This window comes from Planktothrix sp. FACHB-1355 (assembly GCF_014748295.1).
Taxonomy (GTDB): domain Bacteria; phylum Cyanobacteriota; class Cyanobacteriia; order Cyanobacteriales; family Aerosakkonemataceae; genus Aerosakkonema; species Aerosakkonema funiforme_A.
Genome location: NZ_JACJUP010000797.1, coordinates 1 through 3,391, shown reverse-complemented (window position 1 = coordinate 3,391; position 3,391 = coordinate 1). Strand labels below are relative to the sequence as shown.

Annotated in this window: 4 protein-coding genes; 1 reads left to right on the top strand and 3 read right to left on the bottom strand. The window is 44.7% G+C overall.

Going from position 1 to position 3,391, the window contains the following annotated elements:
• On the top strand, window positions 1-397 hold a 397-nt coding region (locus H6S82_RS25025; RefSeq protein WP_191056884.1), incomplete at its 5' end, for an alpha/beta hydrolase fold domain-containing protein.
• Window positions 398-400: 3 nt separating this feature from the next.
• On the opposite strand, the gene proX is transcribed toward H6S82_RS25025, so the two are convergent.
• The 3 genes from proX to H6S82_RS25010 form a co-directional block, all read right to left on the bottom strand.
• Window positions 401-1,342 carry a glycine betaine/L-proline ABC transporter substrate-binding protein ProX gene (proX, locus tag H6S82_RS33720; RefSeq protein WP_190464856.1) on the bottom strand — a complete coding sequence of 314 codons (942 nt, stop codon included), beginning with the start codon at window positions 1,340-1,342 and terminating at the stop codon, window positions 401-403.
• Window positions 1,343-1,452: 110 nt separating this feature from the next.
• On the bottom strand, window positions 1,453-2,457 hold the full coding sequence (locus H6S82_RS33715) for an ABC transporter permease subunit (protein ID WP_190464857.1): 1,005 nt from the start codon (window positions 2,455-2,457) through the stop codon (window positions 1,453-1,455).
• Window positions 2,458-2,541: 84 nt separating this feature from the next.
• On the bottom strand, window positions 2,542-3,391 hold an 850-nt coding region (locus H6S82_RS25010; RefSeq protein WP_191056883.1), incomplete at its 5' end, for an ATP-binding cassette domain-containing protein.

The window sequence follows — 3,391 nt, the reverse complement described above, 5'->3', positions numbered from 1 at the left end:
TCAACTGCTGCTGTACCCAAATATATATATTGCCCCCAAATTTCCCTCTCGTGAGGTGTATGGTCAGGGCTATCTTCTGACTGAGAAAATCATAGAATGGTGTAATAACCACTACCTCAACAGTGAGGCAGATGTGTTCGACCATCGGGCTTCGCCTGGATTAGCAGAGGATTTAAGCGGTTTACCACCTGCGTTGATTATCACCGCCGGATTCGATCCCTTTGTTGATGAAGGCGAAGACTACGCAAAAAAGTTACGCAATGCTGGAGTTGAAGTTGAATATACCTGTTATGAAGATATGATTCATGGCTTTATCTATATCCAGGGCGTAACTGAGGGACGTGAAAAGGCGCTAGTCCAGAGTGCAACAGCTCTGCGTCGCGCTTTCACAAAATAAGAATTAACCAAAAGCTTTCTCGGTTTCCCTAGCTTCTTGTAACCAGCGATCGAATAAATTTTGATGCTTGTTTACCCACTCTTCGGCATGGTGTCGAATCTCTGCTGAGCTATCTTCACCAGAGTGGTAGAGAAGTTGTTGGGCCAAGATATCTTCGATCGGAATTTGTACTCGTTCAAACAAGGCTTTGGCTGCTAGGTTAGCTGTTAAAAATTCTTTTGTCGCCACAACGCGCAACCGATCTACAATAAATCCGAGATTTCTTCCATTTATCGAAGTGTCTTTTTCTGTAAACTTGCCAAATTTTTCTGGTATTGAGGTGAAGGGAACTTCTAACCAAACAACATCCTCATCTGGTTTTAAGATTGCCTCCAACCACATGGGACTCCAGGTATAGTAAAGGATTGGTTTTCCTTGCCTGTAACGAGCAATCAGATCTGCGTGTAAGGCTGATAATTCTCCTACATCATGCTCAACAGTATCCCGCAGCCCATAAATATCTAAATGATGATTGATGATTTCATCACAACCCAAACCCGCACTGCAACCAGCTAAATTTGCTTTACCATCTCCGTCCGAGTCAAAAAGAAAGGCAATTTTGGGGTCTTGCAGTTGTCCCAAGTTAGTGATGTGATATTGCTCGGCGGTTTTTCGATCGATCTGATAACCTTGAGGGAGATTAGCAGTAATCTCTCCCAGTCGCTGTAATTTTTGTTCGCCGCCACTTTTTTGAAAGAATGTTTCGTACAATTTTTCCCAGTAGACAGCCGTGAAATCGATTTCGTCGGTGGCGAAAGCAGCGTGCAGGAGAGAGATGTTACTAAACTGATGTAGTTGTGCAATCTCGTAACCGAGCTTTTCCAGAGCGATGTCAACGATTTCTGCAATAAATTTATCTTGGGGAGCATCATAGGCAGAGCGTACAATTACTCGTTTAATGGGCATTTTTATGACTGATTTTGATTCTGTAGTTGCCCTAGAAGTTGGCAGGTAGAAGATTAAACCCACGAGCAATGTTGCTGCTAGGGCAACCAAAGTCAGTACTTTTTTGGTATTTACTTCAACAAACTCGGTTTCTTTTGAATTCTCTTTTTTTTTATTATGTTTAACTGGGAGAGGAGAAAACCGATCGGCCCTTGCTCGAACCAGGAAACTTGGCGATCGGCTTCACCTACTGCTTGGCTAATGCGATCGAGCATAATCGCAATCAAAACAATCCCCAATCCGCCTACGGCAGCCAGTCCTACATTCAAGCTGCTGGTGCCCTGTAATACCATCATTCCCAGTCCTTGCACGGCAATCATCGAGGCAATCACCGACATTGATAAGGCGATCAAGATTGTTTGATTCAAACCGGTCAGGATGCTGGGCATCGCGAGGGGAAGAAGTACTTCCCACAGCACTTGTTTCGGGGTCGAACCAAAAGCGATCGCTGCTTCGACTACTTCTGTTGACACTTGCCGGATGCCCAAGTTGGTGAGGCGAATTAGAGGTGGTATAGCCACAACTAATGTAACTATTACTCCCGGCACTTTGCCAATGCCAAACAGCATTACTACAGGGACGAGATAGATAAACAGCGGCAGGGTTTGCATAAAATCAAGTACAGGGCGGACAAATTGTTCCAGGCGATCGCTTCTGGCACAAGCAATGCCAATGGGAACGCCGATCGCCGCACAAAATAATACTGCTGTCCCCATGAGAGAAAGTGTCATCATTGTTTGTTCCCACACCCCCAAAAAGCCAAGGAATATGAGCCCAATGACGCTATAAATAGCAATTTTTCGCCCAGCCAGTTGCCAGATTGTCAAGCCAAGAATTAGCAGCAAAATCAGGGGAGGAATAGCAAGGAACAGCCATTCTATGCCATCAAGTGCTAAGCTAAAAGGAATCCGAATGATTTGGAAGATGGGACGACAGCGATCGACCAGTAAATTAACGCCGGTGTTAATCCAATCTTGAATGGGTATGGTATAAAGTTTAAAGGGATTTAAGATAACATCAAGTCTTCCTTGACTTAAGGCAATGAAGTAACTGGATAAAGCCAAATAATTTAACATTTTAGATTTGGGATTTGGGATTGCCTTTTTGCTGCTTTACTCGTCCGCTGTTCTAGCCCCTAAAGGCGGTCAATCAGCTGACGGCTAGTTGGGCATCGTTAATATATTAACAAGAACATCTGATTGTTCAACAACTCCTTTGAAAAATCCTTCCCCATCAACTACGGCTATAGGGAGTCCTTGTTGGCAGAGATGAAATGTATTTTCTAACCTCGTGGAAGCATTAACTTGGGGAAAGTGGGTCTGCATCAGTTGGCTGATGTCATCCCTGCCTTGTGAAATGGCGGTTTCCAGAGTTTTTCTATTGACGGTACCAACAGGTTTGCCGTCGCGATCGACAATATACATATCGTTGCAGTCGTAATGTAACATTTGCTTTAGTGCGGCGCTAGGATCGTTGTCTTCACCGAGAATTAAAGGAACTATTTGACGAGCAATAGTACCAGTTTTGATGACTTGGGCGCGGTTGACATCTTGGATGAAAGCGCGGATATAATCATCGGTAGGGTTGGTAACCAGTTCTTCGGGAGTGGCGATTTGAATGATGCTGCCATCTTTCATGACGGCAATGCGATCTCCTAATTTCAGCGCCTCGTGAATATCATGGCTGATAAAGACGATCGTTTTGTGCAGCTGTTTTTGCAGGCGCAGCAATTCCTCCTGCATTTCACGTCGAATTAGGGGATCGAGAGCGCTAAATGGTTCGTCCATCAGTAAAATTTCAGCATCTGTAGCTAAGGCACGGGCTAGCCCTACCCGCTGCTGCATTCCCCCACTCAGGGAAGCGGGTAAATAAGAAGCCCATGCAGTTAAACCTACTGTTTCCAGGATTTCTAGGGCTTTTTGGTGGCGAGAAGTTTTGTCCGTTCCCCGCACTTTTAAACCGTACTCAACATTTTCAGCCACAGTCTTGTGGGGGAATAACCCAAAATTT